This is a genomic window from Nitrospirota bacterium (assembly GCA_030645475.1).
GTDB lineage: Bacteria > Nitrospirota > Nitrospiria > Nitrospirales > Nitrospiraceae > Palsa-1315.
The window spans coordinates 43672-62504 of the sequence record JAUSMA010000060.1; the positions used below are offsets into that span (position 1 = coordinate 43672).

Annotated in this window: 21 protein-coding genes; 6 read left to right on the forward strand and 15 right to left on the reverse strand. The window is 56.1% G+C overall.

Features of this window, described 5'->3' with window-relative positions:
* Positions 1-193: 193 nt before the first annotated feature.
* Entirely contained in the window at positions 194-739 is a 546-nt protein-coding gene (locus tag Q7U76_10425; protein MDO8356792.1) for a hypothetical protein, read from the forward strand.
* A 239-nt stretch (positions 740-978) separates the two neighbouring features.
* Here the strand turns inward: Q7U76_10425 and Q7U76_10430 are convergent, their stop codons facing one another.
* From Q7U76_10430 to thiS, 9 genes are all read right to left on the reverse strand, one after another.
* Entirely contained in the window at positions 979-1317 is a 339-nt protein-coding gene (locus Q7U76_10430; GenBank protein MDO8356793.1) for a hypothetical protein, read from the reverse strand.
* Positions 1318-1471: 154 nt separating this feature from the next.
* The gene (locus Q7U76_10435) at positions 1472-1987 is read right to left on the reverse strand and encodes a M67 family metallopeptidase (protein MDO8356794.1); all 516 of its coding nucleotides are present in this window, start codon (positions 1985-1987) and stop codon (positions 1472-1474) included.
* 148 nt (positions 1988-2135) lie between these two features.
* The gene (gene moeB / locus Q7U76_10440; protein MDO8356795.1) at positions 2136-2939 is read right to left on the reverse strand and encodes a molybdopterin-synthase adenylyltransferase MoeB; all 804 of its coding nucleotides are present in this window, start codon (positions 2937-2939) and stop codon (positions 2136-2138) included.
* 79 nt (positions 2940-3018) lie between these two features.
* Positions 3019-3261 carry an NIL domain-containing protein gene (locus Q7U76_10445; protein MDO8356796.1) on the reverse strand — a complete coding sequence of 81 codons (243 nt, stop codon included), beginning with the start codon at positions 3259-3261 and terminating at the stop codon, positions 3019-3021.
* Positions 3249-3536 (reverse strand): MoaD/ThiS family protein, encoded by a 288-nt coding sequence (locus tag Q7U76_10450; GenBank protein MDO8356797.1) that lies wholly within the window; start codon positions 3534-3536, stop codon positions 3249-3251. Before Q7U76_10450 ends, Q7U76_10445 begins: the two co-directional genes overlap by 13 nt.
* Positions 3533-4783 (reverse strand): threonine synthase, encoded by a 1251-nt coding sequence (gene thrC / locus Q7U76_10455; protein ID MDO8356798.1) that lies wholly within the window; start codon positions 4781-4783, stop codon positions 3533-3535. Before thrC ends, Q7U76_10450 begins: the two co-directional genes overlap by 4 nt.
* A gap of 27 nt (positions 4784-4810) precedes the next feature.
* Complete coding sequence (moeB, locus tag Q7U76_10460; protein MDO8356799.1) at positions 4811-5623, reverse strand: molybdopterin-synthase adenylyltransferase MoeB; 813 nt, start codon at positions 5621-5623, stop codon at positions 4811-4813.
* A 145-nt stretch (positions 5624-5768) separates the two neighbouring features.
* Entirely contained in the window at positions 5769-6692 is a 924-nt protein-coding gene (gene cysK, locus Q7U76_10465; protein MDO8356800.1) for a cysteine synthase A, read from the reverse strand.
* 2 nt (positions 6693-6694) lie between these two features.
* Complete coding sequence (gene thiS, locus Q7U76_10470; GenBank protein ID MDO8356801.1) at positions 6695-6895, reverse strand: sulfur carrier protein ThiS; 201 nt, start codon at positions 6893-6895, stop codon at positions 6695-6697.
* Between the two features lie 150 nt (positions 6896-7045).
* On the opposite strand from thiS, the gene Q7U76_10475 reads away from it, so the two are divergent.
* The 5 genes from Q7U76_10475 to Q7U76_10495 are packed head-to-tail and all read left to right on the forward strand — an operon-like array spanning position 7046 to position 10780.
* Positions 7046-7423 (forward strand): hypothetical protein, encoded by a 378-nt coding sequence (locus Q7U76_10475; GenBank protein MDO8356802.1) that lies wholly within the window; start codon positions 7046-7048, stop codon positions 7421-7423.
* Between the two features lie 23 nt (positions 7424-7446).
* Positions 7447-7998: a phospholipase D-like domain-containing protein gene (locus tag Q7U76_10480; GenBank protein MDO8356803.1), complete on the forward strand. Its 552-nt coding sequence runs from the start codon at positions 7447-7449 to the stop codon at positions 7996-7998.
* 4 nt (positions 7999-8002) lie between these two features.
* Complete coding sequence (locus tag Q7U76_10485) at positions 8003-9286, forward strand: FAD-dependent monooxygenase (GenBank protein ID MDO8356804.1); 1284 nt, start codon at positions 8003-8005, stop codon at positions 9284-9286.
* A 10-nt stretch (positions 9287-9296) separates the two neighbouring features.
* Positions 9297-10055, forward strand: coding sequence for a hypothetical protein (locus Q7U76_10490; GenBank protein ID MDO8356805.1), 759 nt, complete (start codon positions 9297-9299; stop codon positions 10053-10055).
* Positions 10052-10780: a TPM domain-containing protein gene (locus Q7U76_10495; GenBank protein MDO8356806.1), complete on the forward strand. Its 729-nt coding sequence runs from the start codon at positions 10052-10054 to the stop codon at positions 10778-10780. The genes Q7U76_10490 and Q7U76_10495 overlap by 4 nt, the downstream gene beginning before the upstream one ends.
* A gap of 209 nt (positions 10781-10989) precedes the next feature.
* On the opposite strand, the gene Q7U76_10500 is transcribed toward Q7U76_10495, so the two are convergent.
* From Q7U76_10500 to Q7U76_10525, 6 genes are all read right to left on the reverse strand, one after another.
* A complete protein-coding gene (locus Q7U76_10500; protein ID MDO8356807.1) occupies positions 10990-11307 on the reverse strand; it encodes a hypothetical protein in 318 nt (105 codons plus the stop codon).
* Positions 11308-11670: 363 nt separating this feature from the next.
* The gene (locus Q7U76_10505) at positions 11671-12657 is read right to left on the reverse strand and encodes a zinc-dependent peptidase (GenBank protein MDO8356808.1); all 987 of its coding nucleotides are present in this window, start codon (positions 12655-12657) and stop codon (positions 11671-11673) included.
* A gap of 682 nt (positions 12658-13339) precedes the next feature.
* Positions 13340-17404, reverse strand: coding sequence for a hypothetical protein (locus tag Q7U76_10510; GenBank protein MDO8356809.1), 4065 nt, complete (start codon positions 17402-17404; stop codon positions 13340-13342).
* A 38-nt stretch (positions 17405-17442) separates the two neighbouring features.
* Positions 17443-17595, reverse strand: a complete 153-nt coding sequence (locus Q7U76_10515) for a hypothetical protein (GenBank protein MDO8356810.1) — start codon at positions 17593-17595, stop codon at positions 17443-17445.
* 486 nt (positions 17596-18081) lie between these two features.
* Positions 18082-18417, reverse strand: coding sequence for a DUF5615 family PIN-like protein (locus Q7U76_10520; protein ID MDO8356811.1), 336 nt, complete (start codon positions 18415-18417; stop codon positions 18082-18084).
* A 17-nt stretch (positions 18418-18434) separates the two neighbouring features.
* Positions 18435-18710 (reverse strand): DUF433 domain-containing protein, encoded by a 276-nt coding sequence (locus Q7U76_10525; GenBank protein ID MDO8356812.1) that lies wholly within the window; start codon positions 18708-18710, stop codon positions 18435-18437.
* Positions 18711-18833: the final 123 nt, after the last annotated feature.

Consider the following 18833-nt stretch of genomic DNA (forward strand, 5'->3'; position numbering starts at 1 on the left):
CAATGCCTCGTGGTTTCCAGTCGATCTTCCGACACCAACAATTGAATTATGTTGAGACGCTGTTGCCTAGGTAGCACTTGACGGAGATGGTGGTTCACCTGAGAATTAGGCCGAACGTGCCATAGATGTCAGTTTATCCCGGTCCAAGATGCAGGTCCGTGTACTCAACCGTGAGCCTTCATCAGGAGAACCAATGCGTACGTTTATCGTCTCTCTGTTCCTGGTCGTTGTGGCATCCAATTCCTGTTTCGCAGGCGTGGCTGAAGATCAAGCTGACGCGTTCGCAAAGATCTATGCGTCGCTCTGCCTGAAGAACATCACGAACCTGGATAGTCTTCGGGAGAAGTTGAAAGATATGCCCAAGCTCGCTCCGGAGCAATCTGCTCACTTCTTGGCTGGAAATCAGGGCGATGCCTGGCCGGTTTCTGATAAAGCTGGAACCTTCGTCCTGGCTCTTCCCCGCGATAAAAATATTTGTGCGGTGTATGCGCGGAGAGCCGATGCCGCGAAAGCAGAGCAGTTGTTTGTGGCGCTAGTCGGCAATTCGCCCGCTCCACTGGTTTCACGGCCAGTAAGAGACGAGCGTGCCCATACTCCTGCCAATGGTCCAACCCATACCATTTCGTACGAGTGGGCTTTCCCAAACGCGGCACGAAAGATGTTGTTCACGATTACGACTGCGACGTCCGATGATGCACAGCTCCAAGTACTCGGCTCGGCGGCGATGACCGGTAATTAAAACCTAACTCGACCCCCAGCCCGCTTCCTTTGGTTTCTAGATGGAGCGTTTGAGAAAATTCAGAAGAGTGTTCGGGTGAAGGTCTGAAGGGGAAATACACGGGGACATGGTGAGTTCTTGAAAGCGCCCGCCTGAGATTTGCGGAAGTAGCTCAGAATGTCGCGCTAGATCATCTCTGGCTTCTTAAGCATTCTCGCATATTATTACGCTCGACGAACGACACGTTACGTACAACGAAACTACTTGCAGGTCGTTCCATCGAAGTATTTGCAGGTCGATTCCCCTGATTTTATCTTCCAGCTTTTAAGCAGGGGCGGTTGCCCATTCTCTCTCATGTCCAGCACGAAATCTGCGAGGCCCGAGATCGGCAGTTTCTCGAGGTGCGGCTTGGCGGCATCGGGGACATCGATCCAGAAAACGGCCCCGAGTGTGGAGATCAATATCTTGTGCTCTTCCAAGTTGACGCTGATGATAGGGCTATAGAAACTCTTGTCCTCGGCAAAGCCAGGAGTCGCGATCAGGCCGAGCAGGATGAGACCGAACAATCCGGAGAGAAGAGTCGTACGCAGATAGGGCATGACGAGCACTCCTTCTTATGAAGACAATGAGGAGCGCATTATCGCATTGGGGCAGATGGGATACAAACTGGAAATTCTCAAGAGGTTTATCTCGTTTATCCGGTTTATGTAGTTTGTTTGGTTTCTTCGGGTCATGTAACCAAACAAACCAGGCTTAATTCGCGGTCGTGATGTGCGCCGCTGAGACCGTCCCACCCTTGATCCAGTAACAACGTATATCGGGCCTCGACTTCTCCATGAGGGAGAGAATCAAATAGGCGGGGATTGGCAGGTTGATCTTCGGCCAGATTTCTTCGTAGTCGGTGGCAATCTTGATGTCGGTGATGGAAGGGCGCGCCGGGTCGTGAGGGTGCGAGTGGTAGACCACTTGTAGGTCGAGTCCTTTGTTTCGAATATCCTTCTTTGCCGTAGAAAAATCCTGCATATCCATTACGAAGGCAATTTCGGCTCGTTCAGCCGGGGAGAGCCGTTCCAGATGTGCAGCCTTGGCCGGATCGAAGGAAGACAGTTTTTCAGCTCCCTCGCTCGCCACAATATTTTTGATCCGATAGATATGGGTGACGGCGCCGTTGGTTCCTGCCAGCAGACCACAGCATTCGTAGGGGGCGAGTTCCCTGGCATGGGCCACCATGTCGTCGAGGATTGTTTGAGGAATGACGAGATCAGCCACGCTAGTTGAGTCCAATCTTACGCAGGATGCTCAAAACGTCTGTCCAGCGAGGCCGCAGCGAGAGAGGGTCCGAGGCGTACCCTCAGGGTACGTTGAGGATCCGAACGATGCGAGAACAAAGCTGGCGGGCGTTTTCAGCATCCTGAGGCTAAATGGTGCAGCTGACCACATAGTCCATACTCAGATCTTTGATCTTCGGATTCTCGCCGCAGAGCGGGCAGGCCGGGTCCTTGGGACGGCGGACCTTCCTGAATTTCATTTCGAGGGCATCGTAAATCATCAGGCGATCGGCCATGGTTTCCCCGATGCCGAGAATTTCTTTGATCGCTTCCGATGCTTGAAGAATACCCATGGTCCCGGCGAGGACGCCTAAGACACCGGCCTCTTGGCAGTTCGGAACCAATCCAGCCGGCGGTGGCTCTGGATAGAGACAGCGATAGCAGGGATAGCCGGCATGGGGCTTGATCGTCGTCAGCTGGCCTTCGAACCGGAACATGCTGGCGGAGATCAGCGTCTTTTTGGCAAAGAAGCAGGCATCGTTCACGAGAAATCTGGTCGAAAAGTTGTCGGACCCGTCCAGCACGATGTCATACTCGGACACCAGCGCAAGAATATTGTCGCTGTCGACGTTCTGGTGATAGGTCTTAATCGTGATCTCAGGGTTGATCGCCGACAGGGTCTTACGGCCCGATTCCACTTTCGGCATGCCTACTGTCGCCGTGGAATGCATGATTTGCCGCTGTAAATTCGAGAGATCGACGACATCGCCGTCGACTAGACCGATGGTGCCGACTCCGGCGGCAGCAAGATAGAGTCCTGCAGGCGAGCCGAGTCCACCGGCGCCGATGAGCAAGACCTTCGCCTTGCTCAACTTCATCTGGCCCTTGCCGCCGACTTCGCTGAGAATAATCTGACGGCTGTATCGTTGAATCTGTTGTTCGGTGAGTTCCATGCTTCGCTTTCGGCTAGAGGTAAACGGCTAGAGCGAGAGGTTTGAGAAGGATTTTCTCTAGCCCCTTGCCTCGCACCCCTTACCCTTCAACCACATCCAATTCGATCGGGTCGACGATGACGCCCTTCTTGCGAAGGCCTGCGACTGCCCGCTCGATTTCTGCGCTCTCTCCGGTCAGCTCGAGATCCATCCAACCGGTGGTTTCACGGACGTCCGCTCGCCGAACGTTGGTGACCACCTTGAACTCGTGGCCGATCTGATAGATGACGGGCTCTTTGATTTTATCTTCCGGAAACCGCACATGCACTTTCATGCTTGGCATGATGAGCCTCCCGCAATGGCGGGCACAATCGAGACTTCGTCGCCATCTTTGAGCGAGGTCTCTTTGCCCTTGAGGAATCGGATGTCTTCCTCGTTGACGTAAATGTTTACGAAACGGCGAAGCTCACCCGTGTCGTCGCAGAGACGATCCTTGATCCCAGGATGCGCGGTGTTCAAGGTGTCGATCATCTCAGTGATACTCGTCGCCTGTGCGTCGACCTCGCCCTGTCCCTTCGTGAGGGGACGGAGTGGAGTTGGAATGCGAACTTTAATCATGCGTCACCACCACCGTTCTTTCCCATCTTAAAGGTTTTCTCGAAACTTGCGAGACTCGGCTGAATGCGGTGAGGCTTGCCGACCGCATCGATCACCGCTTCCTGCGTCTTCAAGCCGTTGCCGGTGATATAGGCGACTGTTACGTCGCCCTTCTTGATCGTGCCTTGTTTCACCAGCTTTTGGAGCACACCGATCGTCACGCCGCCGGCCGTTTCTGCGAAGATGCCTTCCGTCTGCGCCAGTAGTTTGATGCCTTCCACCACTTCGTCGTCCGACACCATGTCCATGGAGCCCTTGCTCTCGGCCGTCGCCTTGAGGGCGTAGTACCCGTCTGCGGGGTTGCCGATGGCCAGGGACTTGGCGATGGTTTTCGGCTTTACCGGTTTGAAGAAATCCCGTCCCGCCTTGAACGCCGTCGAAATAGGGGAGCAACCTTCGGCTTGCGCGCCGTTGATCTTGGTGCGCACGTCGTCGACGAGTCCCAAGGTTTTCATTTCATGGAGGCCCTTCCAGATCTTGGTCAGGAGCGAGCCTGAGGCCATCGGGATGACCACTTGGTCCGGCGTGCGCCAGCCGAGTTGTTCCACCGTTTCATAGGCGAGCGTCTTCGAGCCTTCCGCATAGTAAGGCCGCACGTTGATATTCACAAAGGCCCAGGCATATTCACCGGCAATTTCGCTGCAGAGACGGTTGACGTCGTCGTAATTGCCTTCGACCTCGACCACGTTGGGTTTATAGATCAAATTGCCCAGGACCTTCGCGGCTTCTAAATCGCCGGGAATGAACACGTAGGCGCGCATGCCAGCGGCAGCCGCATGGGCGGCGACGGAATTCGCCAGATTGCCGGTCGAGGCACAGGCGATGGTTTCAAATCCCAATTCGCGAGCCCTGGTGATGGCGACCGCGACCACGCGATCTTTGAACGAGAGCGTCGGATGATTCACCGTATCGTTCTTAATATAGAGCTCGTCCAATCCGAGGTAGGCGCCAAGGTTCTTGGCGCGCACCAGCGGGGTCATTCCGGCATGCGGGCCGAGGAAGGTCGGCCCTTCCACCGGCAGCAAATCGGCGTATCGCCAGATGCTCAGTGGTCCGTCCTGGATCTTCTTGCGGGAAATGTTCTTTTTGATCTCCTCGTAGTTGTACTTCACTTCGAGGGGACCGAAGCACATCTCGCAGACGTGAATCGCTTTGGTCGGATATTCTTTTCCGCACTCGCGGCAGACTAGCGCTTTCATTTTGGTCATGGTGACTCCACCTCGCTGCGTCAATGGTTACGGCCGGACGGCACAGCCGGCAAAAGGATCGCCGTCGTCGAACAATTCGGTAATCGTCGGGTGCGCACCACAGAGGGCGCAATCGGGATTTCGCTTTATCTTAATCTCTCGGAACTGGGTCTTGCGTGCATCGAAGTCCAGGAATCGGTTCGTCAACGGCTGTCCGATGCCTAAGACCAGTTTCAACGCTTCCGTTGCCTGGATCGTGCCGATGATCCCGGCCAATACGCCGATCACGCCCGCTTCCTGGCAGGAGGCGACCAGCCCGGCCGGCGGCGGCGTCTTGAACACGCAACGATAACAGGCTGACTGCTTCGGCACAATGGTCGTCACCCGTCCATCGAAGCGGAGGATGCCGCCGTGGACCAACGGTTTCCCGGCAAAGAAGCAGGCGTCGTTGATCAGAAACTTGGCGGTAAAGTTATCGACCCCGTCGATCACGACGTCGTACTCGCTGATGATCTTTAACGCATTGCCCGCGGTGAGCCGCTCTTCGTACATCGAGACCTGGACGTCGGGATTTAAGCCTTGAATTTTTTCCTTGCCCGAGAGGACTTTCGGGCGGCCCACATCCGACGTGTGATGGAGAATCTGACGTTGCAAGTTGGTCAGATCTACCACGTCGCTATCGATGAGTCCGATCGTGCCGACTCCGGCCGCGGCCAAATAGAGGGCAACGGGCGACCCCAGGCCTCCCGCGCCGACCAGGAGAATCTTGGCCTTGGCGATCTTCTTCTGCCCCTTGCCACCGACCTCCGGTAGCAGGATATGGCGGCTGTAGCGGCTTATCTGATCTTCAGTAAATTCCATGATGTTCAGTTGGTGAATCTAAAAGGATGCTCAAAATGGTTTTCCAGCGAGGCCGCAGGCGAGAGAAAACCGGAGGCGTACCCTCGGGGGTACGTTGAGGATTTTCTTGAGCCGAGAACGAAGGTGGAAGCCATTTTCAGCGTCCTTAAATATTAAAGTACTTCTCGATGCTGATATACCGTTCTCCGGTATCGCAGAGGATCGTGACCACGTTCTTGCCCGGTCCCAATTCCTGGGCGACTTTCTGTGCGGCGAACACATTGGCTCCCGCGGAGATTCCCACCAGGAGACCTTCTTTCTTCGAAAGCTGCTTGGCCGTTTGATAGGCTTCGTCGTCGGTCACGGTCATCACCCGATCGATGATGGCCCGGTTCAACACTTTCGGGATGAATCCTGCGCCGATACCTTGAATCTTATGCGGCCCCGGTTCTCCGCCCGACAAGACCGGCGACCCGGCCGGTTCCACGGCGATCACCTTCACGTCGCGATTCCGTTCCTTGAACAGTTCTCCGCATCCGGTAATCGTGCCGCCGGTGCCAACCGCCGCGACGAAGGCATCGATCTTTCCTTCGAGCGCATCCAGAATCTCGAGCGCGGTGGTCTTCTTATGCATCGCCGGATTCGCCGGATTGGAAAACTGATCCGGCATATAGTACGACGGATTTTGCGCGATGATACTTTCCGCCTCGCGGATCGAGCCCTTCATCCCTTCCCAGGCCGGCGTCAAGACGAGCTGTGCGCCGTAGGAGGACAAAAGACTGGCCCGCTCCATGCTCATGCTCTCCGGCATGACGAGAATCAACTTATACCCACGGACCGCGGCGACCAATGCCAGTCCGATCCCGGTGTTTCCACTCGTGGGCTCGACGATCGTGCCGCCGGGCTTCAAATGACCCAGGCGTTCCGCCTCGTTGATCATGTTGAGACAGATCCGGTCCTTGATGCTCCCGCCAGGATTAAAGAACTCGACCTTTCCGTAGATCGTCGCTCCGCCAGCAGGGGAGAGCCGGTTCAGACGGACAAGGGGAGTCCGCCCGATGAGTTCGGTAATATCCTTGTGCAGCGGCATCGTCACCGGCCACCTCCCATATAGAACAAGAACTCGACTCGGTCGCCCTCGTTCAGGCTGGTGGTGGCGAGAAGATTCCGGTCTAACACAGCGTCGTTGACTTCGACCGCAACCATTTGCGGTTCGATTTTTTTGGTCTGGAGAAGGTCGAGGACCGTTCCTCCTGAAATCTCTTCTGGCTTGCCATTGATTTTGACCTGCATGAAGACTCCTAATATGGCCCAGAGATTAAACAATTTCAACACGTTATCAAACGGACTTTGCCGTTGTCAAGGCAACGAAATGGGCCGGTTGGTGGCTTGACTTTGTTTGTGATCCGCCGCCACTATGCCATCTTTTGGAGGCGTGATTGCATGTGGAAACGCAATTTCATGTTCCGGTCCGCTGAGGCCATTCCGCTCAAAGAATCCGAAAACGAGCTGTTTCACGATACCGATCCCGCCATGGATAGCGCCGGACTCGAGTTAGAGAAGTTTTTATCCGTGTGGATTCAAGGCGAGGGGGAAGACGAAAAGCCGACGATCTTTACGAACATGTATGTCCGCACGGCCACGTTGGATTTTCAGAAGCGGGTCGGATTTCTCCAACCCCTCCAAGGCCGCACACACCAGATCAAACAGTTGCTCACGCCGGGCCAAAAGCAGTTTCTGCAGCAATGGCTCTCTACCACGGCGCCCGAGGCCTGGGAGGCCACGGACGAACATTTCAAAATGTTGTTTGAGCTCGACTAACTGGGAGCCTGCAATTGTCATCTATGAGCGCAGGCCTTGCCCACTCCATCATCCGGTCGCTGGCTCTCGTCGCCCTGCTGCTCACGGTTCCGGTCGGGGCCGGCTGGGCGGCCACGGTGGAGGTCTACTATGCACCGGACGATGCGCCACTCGATCGCCTGACGGCGCTCTACGGACAGGCCAAACGTTATCTCTACGTGGCGGTCTATGGGCTGACCACCCCTCGCGCCGTGGAGGCGATGGTCGCGGCGAAGAAGCGGGGCGTCGATGTGCGATTGATCACCGACCGGCAGCGCACCGAGGACGTCAAGCAGCGCGCGGCGCTGCATACGTTGCATCTGGCCGACATTCCTATTCTGGTCAACGAGCACGACGGGTTGATGCATCTGAAGCAGGCCGTGATCGACGATGAGGTGAACGCCTCCGGCTCGATGAACCATACGACCAGCGGCAACCGTTATAACGATGAGCGGCTCGATATCATCACCGATCGTGCGATCTCCGTAAAAGCCAGGGAGAAATTCCTGATGATGTGGAACGATCACACGAGGTATCGGGCCTGGGACGCCCACTGAGACCATGGCAGACTCGACTGAACAGACCGATGTGGCGGTGGTAGGAGCTGGGGGCGGTGGAGCGGTCCTCGCCCTGGCGTTGGCGAAGCAGGGGATCAGTACCGTCGTGCTGGATCAGGCTGCCGGTCCACCCCAGGGATTGCGGGGAGAAATTCTCCAACCCAATGGACAACATGTGCTCGATCGCCTGGGCGTCCTGCAATCCTTACCGGCCAACGCCACGCGATCCGTGCGGCACTTTCATTTCTGCCGGGCCGGAGGCAAGCGCCTCTGTAGCATCGATTACAACGACCTGCCAGAGCCGTACAATCGCGCCATCGTCACCCTGCCGAACGTGGCCCATCATGCCATCGTTGCAGCGGTGCAGCAGCAGCAGAGCGCGACCCTTCGTTATGGCACCTCCTTCGTCGGACTCTTGCGCGAGGGAAACAAGGTGGTGGGATTGACCACGCAAGGGCCGGAAGGCACGAGCACGATCCGCGCCAAGATCGTCGTCGGCGCCGATGGGGCCTTTTCCAAGGTGCGCGAGGCCTTGCAGATTCCCGCCGACCTGCATCGCTATCCCGACGGCTATCTGATTGCGATTCTCGAATCGGAGGAGCCGATCTCCGAATCGTTTTACTACGTTGGGCACAAGACCATTTTGGGTCTCTTTCCTGCGACAGGGAACAAAGTCTATTTGTTCTACATGATCCCGAGCGGCTCAATGGAGGCCGTGATGCAGCGGGGCCTTCCTTCCTTGCAGCAGGCCTGGAGCCAGATCGCGCCGCAGTTCACCGGACTGTTCAAGCGTCTGAACGATTGGAGCCAGACCGCCTACATGCCGACCGGGCGGGTACGCACGCCGACCTGGGTAGCGGATGGGGCAGTCCTGATCGGCGATGCCGCCCATGCGATGAATCCCCATGCCTCGCAGGGACGGATGCAGGCGATGGTCGATGCCATGGCCCTGTCCGATCTCTTGCCTGGCTGTTTGGCCGACAAGGACTATTCAGCCGCCAGGCTGAAAGAGTTTGAACGGATCAGGCGGCCGCATGTCACGATGTTGCAGCAGTTGGCCGATCAGCAAGTGTTCTATTGGAATACGGGCAATCCGGTCGTGGCTTTCCTGCGCGATCGTGTGTTTCAGACCTTGGATCGGAACGAACGGCTGCGGTATCAGGTCCTCTCGACCACAGCGGGCTTGCGGACGACTGCGCCCTTCGATCTGATCGACCGCGTGATCGCCGCGGGGTTTCTTCCCGATTTTCGCGCGAATGGACAATCTCCACATCCGAAGTCTTCATGAGGAATAGGGCATGACTGAACGTGTGATCGAAGGATTGTCGGACGAAACCCAGCAGCTGCTGCAGACCTACGTGAAGGAGGTCAAAGGCTGCTTCGGGGACCAGTTGGAAGGCATGCTGCTCTATGGCAGCGCCGTCCGTGGTGAATTTCTTCCGGGGCGTTCCAATCTGAATATCCTGCTGCTCGTGTCGTCGTACGACAGCGCCGTGCTCAAGAAGTACAGCGCCTTGCACCGTCAATGGAGCAAGGAACAGATCGTGGTCCCTCTCTTTCTCACGGAAGAGGAGCTGCACCAGTCGGCTGCGGTCTTCCCGCTCGAGTTTCTGGAAATCCAGGAGCACCATCGCGTATTGGGCGGGCGCGATCCCTTCATCGGTTTTCACGTGAAGGCCGATCGGCTGCGAGAGGCCGTCGTTCAGGGCATGACGAGTAATCTATTCCGGCTGCGTCAGCGCTATGTCGAAGGGGGCGGGACCGACGATGCCACCACGATTTTGCTGCCGCTCTCGATTACGGCGACATTGCCATTGCTGCGCGGGGTGCAGCGGCTCCTCGGGCGGCCAGTCCTTTCTCATTCCGACTCCGTAATCAAGGACGTGGCCGAGCAGTTGAATCTCGATCTGCATGGTTTGTTGGATGCCTTGTTGCTCAAGCGCGGGCAGATTTCTCCCGGCCCGCACGAAGTGCCTCGCCTCTTCGACCGGTATTTACACACCATGACGCAACTCACGCGTGCGGTCGAACAATTGCCGCAGCCGGGGCCACGATGACGAAGTTCGTTAGGATTGTACTCGTTTGCTGCCTCGTCCTCGTGGCGGGGACCGCTCAGGCGGTGCCCTACGATCGACCCAAGGTCCAATTGCCGGAACCGCGAGGTTACGTGAGCGACCATGCCCAGGTGGTCAATGCGGAATGGAAAGAACGCATCCGGTCCGTCTGTCAAGATCTGGAGCGGAAGACCGGCGTGGAAATGGTCGTGGTGACGGTCCCGAACATCAAGCCTTTCGGGACGATCAACGAATATGCGACGGCGATCTATGCCAAGTGGGGTATCGGGTCCGCGCAACAAGAGCATGGCGTCATGGTGCTGGTATCGGTGGAGGACCGACAAGTCGCGATCACGCTGGGCCGGCAGATGTTGCCGGTGATTACCCCCACGGTGATGAATCAAGTCGGACATGAGCATCTGCAACCGTTCATCGACCGGGGTCAGTTCGGCGAAGGGCTCTATCGCACCGTGGTCTCGCTCGCCGCGCCGGCGCAAGAAATCAGGGTCGGGACGCTGTCGAAGACCCATTTCAAAGGTGTCGGTTTCTGGATCACCCTCTTTACCAGCATCGGAGCTATCTCATTCTTCTGGTGGATCAGCCGTCCGGATCTCCGGCATCCCTACAGACGGATTCAAAAAGGCGAGTATTGGGGAACCGGGCAGGGGGGATTCGGGGGGAACTTCGGAGGATTTGGAGGGGGGACTGGTCAGGATGGTTGGCGGTAGAGGAGGGGTGAGGGTAGTCTGACGGTCTCCTGTGCTCGCGCAACGCGCGGCCTCAGAAGGCCCTCGTTGGACGCGCGCAGTGGGAGACGATCAGACCACCCTTCCCCGTTGAGAGGGGTAGGTAACTAGCAAGCTTGGAAGGAGCATTGATAGCTGTTCGTTTCTATGAGTTCTCGGTGCAGACCAATGGGATGTCGCCAGGCGAGGTGTTAGAGACTTCGCAAGCGATGTTTGTAATGGGCTGTCTCAGGAGGCTCATGTAAAGGCGGTTGACTGAATCGTTCTCGCTCCCATTCGGTCAGCACTTGGCGGAAGGCCTTCTCCGTGACGACGTGGTGATCCCGGAAATAACGATAGCGCTGTTGATGTTCGGTATCGAATCGAGCCACGTTGTTTTGGTCCACGACTAAGACCGTGCGTTGCTCTAGCCCTTCAATGTAGCGCTGGCCCAGAAATATAGCGCAGACACATGAGAGGCTAACCATAAGAATTGGGATCTGAGCGGCGAGATGACTCTTCTGTTCCATGATCTTGTCTCCGCGTACCATGTAACTATAGCGCACGGTTCGACGTCCGACCTCCTGTCCTCAGCGGGCTCTCTTTCTATTGCGGTTGCCACCCAAACGACTCCGTTACTACATCTTGTTGCTGTGCATTAGCCCAACGGCTGAAAGACACAGCCCAAATCGAGTCACCTCAGACGAAGAAGCCGTAGGTGGAGAAGGGTGGCCTGGCCGTCCTTCTGATCGCGGAATAGAGAGCGGGATGGAGGCTGATGATCTTCTGTGCTCGCGCAGCGCGCAGGGGCTTGTCTGTCTGGTTTTTCGGGATGAAATTCCAGTCCGATCAACCAAACAAACCAGATAGACGGGATAGACCAGATGAACTAGCTAGCCGCGCTTCGCCGGTCCTGCAAGGCAGCAATGTTTGTATTTCTTGCCGCTGCCGCAGGGACAGGGCGCGTTGCGGCTGACCCCCTGGCGACGTGGGGGTACCAACGGGAGCAGCGACCCCGTGTCTTGGTGAAACATACCGCGCAGCATGGCGTACAAGGCGGGATCCCGGCGTTTCAACAGTTCCGGCGAGGTGAAGAAATACTCGGCCAGCACGGCGAAGTATTCGTGTTCGTTCGTGTAGGCATAGGAACTGACGTGGGCGCGATGCGTCGAAGGGCGAGCCAGTTCCCGAGCCACGTAGCGCACCCATTGCCGGACCACCATCCAGGGCACCTCCGGCGGGAGCCCATACTCATTCGCCTCTTGCTCGACCAGGTGCGCAAACTCATGCACCCCCACATTCTGTGTGCCGGCCTGATGGGCGAACCCTGCCAGGAGCGCCGGCTTGGAGAGAATCATCACTCCGCTCAAATGGTGCAGCCCGACCATCCCAAGAATGTTCTCATCGGACCCCCCATGGCTTTGGTAGGCGTCGTCGAAGGCATCCGGGTAGATCAGCACCTCACGCAGTCGATGATATTCCCAGTCGTGGAAGCCGAAGATCGGGATCGCCGCACTCGCCGCCACCAGCACCCGAATCGTCTCATCTACCTCCGTGCGAATGCCCGTAATCTGGATCTCGTCGAGGAAAATCTGCACCAGGTGCCGGAATCGCGTCTTCTCCGCATCGTTCAACGCCACGAAGAAGGCGACATGCGTGCGAAGAATTCGTTCCCACTCGTCTGGAAAGGGTTGCTGCATCACCGTCACCCGCCGGAGATAGCGCCGCCGCACCCACCAGTAACTGAACGGGATCAGACCCAGTAGGAGCCAGAGCGCAGGGGCCAGCCAGACCAACAGGCCCGCAGCCCAGGCCACCAGGCCGGCGACGACGAGCGCCTGCCGCCGATTTCGGCCATTCATCTCCAGGGTCACGATCATCGAGGTCTCCAGCGTGAAAGGACTTCCAGCGTCAGGATGTTACTCTGGGCGAACAGACACGGGAGATGAGTATGGCAGCGACGGAGACAAGAGCATAGGGGCAGGAGGAGTGGCCAGGTGCCCTTCTTGCTCGCAGAACGCGCACGATGAAACGGTGCTCGTCCGATGCGCGCAGTAAAGGGCAGCCTCAGCCACTCCTCTAAAGAGAGGTAGAGAAAATTGAAATCTGCTTATTAGACCAGCGGGATTGCGCAAGGGATTGAGGAGCTTTTTTGCTCCCGAAGCAGAGGAGGGATGGAGCCTGATGATCTTCTGTGCTCGCGCAACGCGCGGCCTCCGAAGGCCCTCGTTGGACGCGCGCAGTGGAAGATCAATCAGCCCCCATCCCTAAGAGAGAATGAGCGAGCTTGGAATCGGATGGGAAGGGCAGCCTGGTCGTCCTCCTGCTCGCGGAACGCGCACGATAGGAATGTGCTCGTTCGACGTGCGCAATCGAGGATTGACCAGGTCACTCTTGAAAATGGAGTAGGGGATTGAGAGGCCGCGTGCAGTGGGAGACGATCTAGCCCGCCCTCAAGGGAGATGGTTGATAGAATAGCGATGGATATTCAGCCGAGAAAAGACTCCCAACCATTTTTCTGGCCAAAAAGAGTCTCCGGAAACTCTTGATCCCTGAATCAAGCTAGCGGACGTGTTCGATGAAGTTGCCCAAGGGCTGATCGAGGGCATTTGCAGCTGCCTGAAGCAGCTTCCTCAAGGTTCCATTCCCGGCCTCAACATCATGTACTACTCGGAGCAATGCAGGTACAGATGTGCGAGGAGAGGAAAACTGGAAGCGATTCTCTGCTTGTGCATGCCAGGAACCTGCGAAGCGTCTCGCAACATGGAGGTTGAAGAGTTCTTGGCGTGTGACGCTCGAGTCACTGATCATTGCTGAAACAAGGAAATTCTGCAGCCGCAGGGTTATGGTAGCACCTGGCAAGCTCAACAGTAGCTTCGCTGCGGCTCCACAACGTACGGTCCCTGGGTTCGCTGTGTCCTGAACAGTTGCCTCAAGAAGATCTGCTTGGCGTGAAGCCCCTTCGAGAAGCAACCGTACGGCGTTAGTTAATACAGCATCGTTTCCGAGTTCTTTTCTGCTTTCTTCTAGCCATCCCTCTAGGTGGGCAGTCAAGTAAGGACCGCTGCAGACGATGCCTGCAATCAACAGACCAAACCATCGCTCAGGTAAGACCGTCAGATTCGATGTTGGTCCTGTGTCGGGCTCCAGCGGATTTAGGTTTTCTTGTCTAAGTGAAAGGTCAGCTGTTGCTGTCTCATAATCCACCAATGCCTGAATGAAGCCGACCTCAGCACCAGCAGCGTAAAATAACGCAAGGCGTGCTTGCGACGCGAACCATCGAACAAGGAGATACCTCGAGCCTGCCAAGGTTTCGAGTTCAGTGGTAATGGAGGACGGCCCTACTCCTAGAGTAGTCGCAAGAAGTAGCACTTGAGCCCTGGTCATTTCGTTGCGGGCAGCTTGCCCTGGTTCAACCTTGGGAGCTTTCAGGATGGGGGAGCTTGCATCTCCTGGCCGAATCCGTGACTCCTCCCCCTCCTGTTTCCAATAGGCCTTCCTGATGATTCTGCAGACCTCAACGGTCATTCGCTGCACGGCGTCCCACCGGGTATCACCTTCATCAGCTGCTTCGGGAGGTAATGTTAGGACCGCCTCAACCAATATCCTTGCCGCAGTAGGTTGGTTGCCCTTGAGGGATACGACGAGCGCGGCATCCATTCGCAGGCCAAATTTAGTGAGGTCGAAAGACCCAGGAGTAATGGAGTCGGCGGCTGCAAGAAAGATTCGCTCTGCATCACCATACTGCTTAAGCCGAGCAGCGCTAACGCCCGCTCGTCGGTATGCGAACGGATCGAGCACAGCCTTGCTAGCTTGGGCGGAAGTCAGCTGGTGCCAGATCTTTAGAACCGCCTCATCATCTTGTCTATGGAAGAGGACATTGGCTCGTTGTTCCAGGACCACGGCCGAAGACCCGAAGGCCGCGTCAGCCTTATCCAGCACAACCAACGCATCCTCACTCCGATCGAGAGACTCGGAGAGAATGATCGCTCTGGCTTTAGCAGCTTCCTGACCAAATCGAGCTGAATCTCGGCGTTTAGCGTAATCGTCCACTCGCTCAAAGAGTGTCAGCCAAGGCTCCCAGTCTGTGGTCTCCTCATGCTTGGCAGCCCACGCACCCTGTACGAATGCGCCTAAATCTTGCACAACCGGCCATTCCAACATCGTATCAAACTGTTTACGAAGGTCATCTGTTGCCACGTTGTCTAACCACTGCAATAGCTCGTCGAGACTCGCTATGTTGCGAAAGCTCCGGTTTGCGAAAAGAAACATCATCTGGACTGTCGTTCCGTTAGCGGGCAAGCCCGACGCTGCCACATCGTCCTTCCCTAGGAGGTTTCGTGTCCTATCAGCCTGAAGCTCTTGCAAATCGTCTGGTAGTCTTTCAATACCAGCGATAGCTTGAAGGCGAGGTCTGAGCGGCACCTTGAGACTCTGTGAAAATCCAATGGAGGACCACATGATCGCCAGCATAGTGGATTTAGCTTCAGGCGACGGAATCCGTTCGATGTCGTCTGCCCAACGTTCACAAATTTGAGGGAGAAAATCAGAGTCCAATGTCGAAGCAGCCTGAAACTGCAATCGTCGGAGAATTGGCCCTATCATCACATCGTCGATGATAGATTGGCCAGCTTCCAGTGCGATAAGAGGCAGCCACAGAAGCTGCCTTTCAACCGCGCGCTCGGCATCCTCCTTTGCGATCAGCTGGAGGTGCATTGCTGTGTAAGCTAGCCGTGCGCGGTCTTGAGCAATGAATGCGTGATAGAGAAGTGCTGCTGCCTCAGATGGGTCAAGGGGCTGTTTGGCTTGAATAGCGACATACAAGCGAATGTGCGCTTGCTTGCACTTTTCAGGGGACCAGACGTCAGCAGCAACTCCTTGAAGCAGCGCAGTGGTGCGAAACCATTGCCCCTCGATCTTCTCAATCCATTTTCCAGTGAGCTTGTCGAGTACATCCCCGGCATTTGTCAGCCCCTCAACGGCCTCAGCCAGTCGGATCGCAACTGTTCGATGCATTAGCACGGTGCATTCTGAGGCTAAGTAGACAAACTCAGCTGTGGGACCAGACACTGACTCACTTAGTAGTTGTTGAGCCATTTGACGAACGGAGATCACAGCCGGTGATTGCGTGGTCAAATCAGTCTGATTAGGCTTAGGCCAGCCGCGGGTGGTGAGTTCAGCCAACCGAACCTGGACGAGTTTTGGATGACCCCTTGTCCAGATCTTTACGAAAGTACCCCAGATATTTGAAAGTGCTTCTGGACAACCGTGCTCGAGGCACAATGTCTCTGTTTCCTCGGTGCTCAGCTCGGGCACATCAAGAACTTGGATATTGTTGAAGTCTTGAACGACAGCCGAATCGCTAGAGGCACCCTGCGCAGTAAGAATGACGCCACGCCCTGTCGCGTTAGCCCGGTGCAACACCAACTCAAGCGAGTCTCGATAGACACGGTGAGCAGTCGGACTGATGTCCATGTCATCGACAACGACCAGGCTTGGACATTCCCCACTTTCAATTTGACCAGCCAGCGCGAGGAGGACGATGTCTGCCTCGCCCAGGGAACGCCCGGTTAGGTTGATCCACCATGCCTCGGGGCACAATGTCGAAGCGACAAGCTGTGCGAGAGTAGTCTTGCCCTTATAGACTGTCCCTGTGAGCAAGATGACTCGGCGTTGTTTGACCAATTCTTCCAGGTGCTGCGTGAGCGCTGGTCTACGGAGGAGTGGATTAGGGGGGCGTGGCGATTTGAGAATTAAAAGTTTGAGTAAATTCAAGCCAGGATGTGCGTTACCTATAAGGTCTAGCAGCTGTTCAACTGGTATTGGCAAATTAATAGTAATCGCCGCTTCGACCTGTCTCAACAACTCGCCACGAGTCAAGCATCTTTTGGCAGGTAATGGGTCTAGTACTGCTTCCCAAAAATGGGAAACAACGTACTTTTGAACGCGTGAGCAGAGAGACGGTGGGCGTCCCTGGCTTGCCAAGAGCACAACGATGCGATTGTTAACGCTACGCTTGACCCCTTCAAGGTCTGGCTGGTCCATGAACCAGTAAAATCGCCTAATGAGTCGCTGCTGGACATCATCAATAGTTGCGTCTGCTAAAAACGCCCGCAAAGAACTGCCAGCAGGAAGTTTTACTTTTAAATACTCCGCTATCTTGGCAGCTAACTCTGAATTCGTCTGCGCAGCGCGCCAAGCCTCAATGCCCTTGAGACCATCGAAGCTTGAGTCCTCCTCCATTGCAATAGAGCTGGTCGTAAGGTAGTGGAAATCTATCTGACGCGTGGGTTCATTGCAGGACAGTGTCCAGAAGTTCTCCAGCGCCTCGCGAGCCTTCTTGTTGCCCAACGAAATAGAACCTACGTTCTTCTTAACTTGCACAGCAATAGCACTGCCGGGCTTAACAACATCGAAGTCTTCCGCGCATTCCAAGTAGATTGCTTCGTCGGCATTATTTAGCCGAAGCCAGGCATCAATTGAACACCAGGCTTGATAGACGGTTCCTTGAATGGAGTAGACAGCCTGTCGCCCGGGGTCTCCTAGTAGATGAGGAGGAAGGCCGGCAATGCCTAGTAGAGTCTGATCATCGGGCAATGGTTTCAGTGTTGGATTGTGGTCAGGCATTTGAAGACAGCATTTACATGGGAGGAAACAGAGACATTCTACGTTTTCCTCGGCAGCCGGTCTATGCCCATGTGGGACAGTTTGCCGAACGCTATTTCCATTTTTCCCTCCATGATCAGAGGGGCGGCCTGGTGGGCTCCCATCTTGCGCGCATCGACCGAATGCTGGTTCATCTGGTCTGTCTCGTTCATCTGGTTTGTCTGGTTTGTCTGGTTGGTCGGACTGGAGATTCGTCCAACAGAACCAGGCTGACCAGAAAGACAAGCCACCTAGATAGACGATCCCTCGCGCGTTGCGCGAGCACAGAAGACCGTCTGGCCTGTCTCTCTCCCTCCCTCTTGCCATACGCGATACGCCATCAGCTGTGCGCTCTTGGGAAGAAACAGGCTCTTCTCCTTCGCCTTGTGCCCATTAGCTTCCGGCCTTGGTAGCAAGGCGAGAAGAACCCTCCATAGCCTCGCGAATGAGGGTCATGACCGCACGCAGGTTCTGACTTTCCTCGCTCATGTGGTCGATCGCCACCCTCTCATCCATACGGCCTATCGATAATACGGGTATCGGCTCGATGCAATTAGGGCCACTTCGCCGTGCATAAGGCCACGGTCAGCCGTCGCGTGAAGCAGGCTAAGGAGTCTGAACTGCGGATAGTTACCTTTTGAATGATCGCTGCGGGATTATTAGACGTAGAAGAGCTGGTTGGTGACTTCTTCGGCGGTGAATGTGTCGAGCACGGTCATGATCCGTCTGGCGAGTTCGAAGTCTGAGGCGCGGCGGCTGGCGATGAGAATGCCTGCATGGGGCCGTTGGTCTCGGAGCGCTGCTTCATGCAGCTGTTCGAAGTCGCAACGATTATGGGTGAGTATGGTGTGCTGACGGGCTGTTGCAAATTGCAGTTGTGCTTCGTCGGAGCATCCAAGATTCTTGGCCTCCCGCGTGGTCAGCACCTCAAAGCCGTGGGGACGCAGCAGTTGTGCAAGAAAAACAGACACATCTTCGTCGAGGTAGAGCCGGATGAAGAGCGCGGGCTCGGTTACTGGAGGCGGGGGTGAATTTTCTCGGCCGGTACGCGATTTCGACGGATGTCTTCGTCGATCGCCTCGCGATGCTCCTGATAGTAACTCAGGGCATCGAAGACCTGGGCCAATGTGAGGTGGGGGAGACGCCCGATGATTTCTTCAGGGGCGATGCCGAACTTCCAGAGCTCGGCGATTGCGCGCACCGGGGTGCGGCTACCCGATATGATGGGGGCTCCGTGGAGAATGTCCTCGGTGCAGACAATGTATGGATGGCTTGTCGCGGTTGTCATGATCAAAGCCTACTGGAGTCACGGGGGGATGTCAATTTTGCGCTGTTCCGTTCGATGCGGTTGAAGATTGCAATCGCATGAGACGACTGTAGTTCAGAGCCCCGCAGAGCGCAAAGAATAGTG

Coding starts and splice junctions, on each gene's coding strand:
- Q7U76_10500 (MDO8356807.1), bottom strand. CDS start 11,307: ATGGAACAGAAGAGTCATCTCGCCGCTCAGATCCCAATTCTTATGGTT.
- Q7U76_10505 (MDO8356808.1), bottom strand. CDS start 12,657: ATGATCGTGACCCTGGAGATGAATGGCCGAAATCGGCGGCAGGCGCTC.
- Q7U76_10480 (MDO8356803.1), top strand. CDS start 7,447: ATGAGCGCAGGCCTTGCCCACTCCATCATCCGGTCGCTGGCTCTCGTC.
- Q7U76_10450 (MDO8356797.1), bottom strand. CDS start 3,536: ATGATTAAAGTTCGCATTCCAACTCCACTCCGTCCCCTCACGAAGGGA.
- moeB (MDO8356795.1), bottom strand. CDS start 2,939: ATGGAACTCACCGAACAACAGATTCAACGATACAGCCGTCAGATTATT.
- thiS (MDO8356801.1), bottom strand. CDS start 6,895: ATGCAGGTCAAAATCAATGGCAAGCCAGAAGAGATTTCAGGAGGAACG.
- Q7U76_10475 (MDO8356802.1), top strand. CDS start 7,046: ATGTGGAAACGCAATTTCATGTTCCGGTCCGCTGAGGCCATTCCGCTC.
- cysK (MDO8356800.1), bottom strand. CDS start 6,692: ATGCCGCTGCACAAGGATATTACCGAACTCATCGGGCGGACTCCCCTT.
- Q7U76_10485 (MDO8356804.1), top strand. CDS start 8,003: ATGGCAGACTCGACTGAACAGACCGATGTGGCGGTGGTAGGAGCTGGG.
- Q7U76_10515 (MDO8356810.1), bottom strand. CDS start 17,595: ATGAACGAGACAGACCAGATGAACCAGCATTCGGTCGATGCGCGCAAG.
- thrC (MDO8356798.1), bottom strand. CDS start 4,783: ATGACCAAAATGAAAGCGCTAGTCTGCCGCGAGTGCGGAAAAGAATAT.
- Q7U76_10525 (MDO8356812.1), bottom strand. CDS start 18,710: ATGACAACCGCGACAAGCCATCCATACATTGTCTGCACCGAGGACATT.
- Q7U76_10430 (MDO8356793.1), bottom strand. CDS start 1,317: ATGCCCTATCTGCGTACGACTCTTCTCTCCGGATTGTTCGGTCTCATC.
- Q7U76_10425 (MDO8356792.1), top strand. CDS start 194: ATGCGTACGTTTATCGTCTCTCTGTTCCTGGTCGTTGTGGCATCCAAT.
- Q7U76_10495 (MDO8356806.1), top strand. CDS start 10,052: ATGACGAAGTTCGTTAGGATTGTACTCGTTTGCTGCCTCGTCCTCGTG.
- Q7U76_10445 (MDO8356796.1), bottom strand. CDS start 3,261: ATGCCAAGCATGAAAGTGCATGTGCGGTTTCCGGAAGATAAAATCAAA.
- Q7U76_10510 (MDO8356809.1), bottom strand. CDS start 17,404: ATGCCTGACCACAATCCAACACTGAAACCATTGCCCGATGATCAGACT.
- moeB (MDO8356799.1), bottom strand. CDS start 5,623: ATGGAATTTACTGAAGATCAGATAAGCCGCTACAGCCGCCATATCCTG.
- Q7U76_10490 (MDO8356805.1), top strand. CDS start 9,297: ATGACTGAACGTGTGATCGAAGGATTGTCGGACGAAACCCAGCAGCTG.